Source organism: Rubrivivax sp. A210 (assembly GCF_904426505.1).
In the GTDB taxonomy this organism is placed as follows: domain Bacteria; phylum Pseudomonadota; class Gammaproteobacteria; order Burkholderiales; family Burkholderiaceae_C; genus Rubrivivax.
The window spans coordinates 1-1,618 of sequence record NZ_CAJGBN010000060.1 but is presented as its reverse complement, the minus strand read 5'-3'; the positions used below and the strand labels follow the sequence as shown (position 1 = coordinate 1,618).

General features: G+C 56.6%; 3 protein-coding genes. All 3 read right to left on the bottom strand.

The window, feature by feature from the left end; translation table 11 throughout:
- Positions 1–234: 234 nt before the first annotated feature.
- Positions 235–600, bottom strand: a complete 366-nt coding sequence (locus tag JMV16_RS21115) for a putative quinol monooxygenase (protein ID WP_201496301.1) — start codon at positions 598–600, stop codon at positions 235–237.
- Between the two features lie 242 nt (positions 601–842).
- Positions 843–1,298 carry a hypothetical protein gene (locus JMV16_RS21110; protein WP_201496300.1) on the bottom strand — a complete coding sequence of 152 codons (456 nt, stop codon included), beginning with the start codon at positions 1,296–1,298 and terminating at the stop codon, positions 843–845.
- Between the two features lie 139 nt (positions 1,299–1,437).
- On the bottom strand, positions 1,438–1,618 hold a 181-nt coding region (locus JMV16_RS24345), incomplete at its 5' end, for a hypothetical protein (protein WP_236580640.1).

Sequence of the window (1,618 nt, the reverse complement as noted above, 5' to 3'; positions counted from 1 at the left end):
GCTTCTTTCCGGTCTTCCTTGCTGAGTTCGATGGTCATGCGAGCACTCTGGAAATGACGAAGATGGATTCTGTATAGTTGACAGCGATGAGCGGGTTTTGCGCAGCCTAACGTTCGAGCTAAGCGGGAGCCGACGGTGGGACGCCAGGCCCGCGAGGTGCAGAATATACCAAGGCACCTCGCGGGCCTGGTGGCCTGCCGTTGGCGCTCCGCTTGAGCGAGGGGTTAGGCCTCGCTATGCGCGACGAATACCTGGCTCGAGGGCAAAGAACTGCGGATTCAGAGAAGACAATGGCCCGCGTAGCTTGTCAATTTCAGAAGCAGGAGCGTGAACTTCAAGGCGAATGATCTTCGCAACTTTCAGCGCTTCGCCCAGCAACTCTCCAACATTCTGAAGATGCGCCAAGACGGCTTCTGCACTTTCATAACCTTCCCGGCAGTGCGCAGTGCTGCCATTGAATGAAAAGGCGTAGTGCATGCAACCTGCTTCATTCCGGGTGCGTTCTACGAACTGTGGGCCGAGCGCTTTGAATGCCTCAAGTTGCCCTTCATTGACTTCGAAGTAGGGCACGAGGGTACAGCAAGTATCTGACTTGAACATGCTTTTGTCTCCGTTGTGTTTTCGGGGCTTACTTGCCCGGCACCATTCTGCCAGTTCCTTGGAGCCTCGATGGCACAAGATGCTCGGAATGCCTGGATAGGTTGATTGCGAGGCCTAACGTTCGAGCTAAGCGGGCGACGACGGCAGGGCGCCAGGCCCGGGCTGGTGAAAATGTACCGCGTACCACCAGCCCGGGCCTGGTGGCCTGCCGTTGGCGCTCCGCTTGAGCGAGGGGTTAGGCATCACACTTCGGCTGGGTCGGAGTGGTCGTAGACCTTCGCTTCGCAGTTGGGGCAGTAGTAGCTTGTTCCGCCATAGTCCTGGTGTCGACGCTGTAGCACCGACTTGAAGTGCTTCTGCCAACAATTAGCGCAGTACCAGACTGGAGTTCGGGGATCTGTTGCTATGGCCTTTGGCGTCACGACATGAACGCCTTTGGCCACTGAAATGAGTTGATGCCTGTCGTCTTCGGCCTTCCAGTCCTCGGCTGCACTCAGCAGCAGCTCAAGTTCTCGGTTTCGGGTGGACATTGCCTGAATTTGAACTTGCATTTCAAGGAGGCCGCTCTGGAGCGCGATGATCGAATTTTGCAGTTCAATTGCCCTCTCCGTCACAGCGGTATCTATCTTGCGGCCGATGATGAATGATGCGAAGTCCTTGGCAGAACTGACGGCGGCAAGGGTAGTGGCGATGTCCATGTGTGGGGCACTGTTGCAAGTGGTTTGTGATGCCTAGACAGAATGGCTTCGCGAAATCTGGCGGCCCGTCCCCTGCAATGACGTAGGTTGCGCGCCGTTGGCGTGCCGAGCTACACCAATGCACCTGGCCGACAGGCGGTCAGGTCGTTGCGATGTTGGCGCCGACCGAAAACTGAGCCAATTTTGAGGGTAGTGCCGACCCAAAACTGAGCCAGGTGAACAACCTACCGTGCTGCATTTTTGTGCAGCAGGGGAGAGGAGTGATCACCATGGACATGATTGGCAGGATCCGGCGTTTGCATAGCCGGAAGAACAAGTCG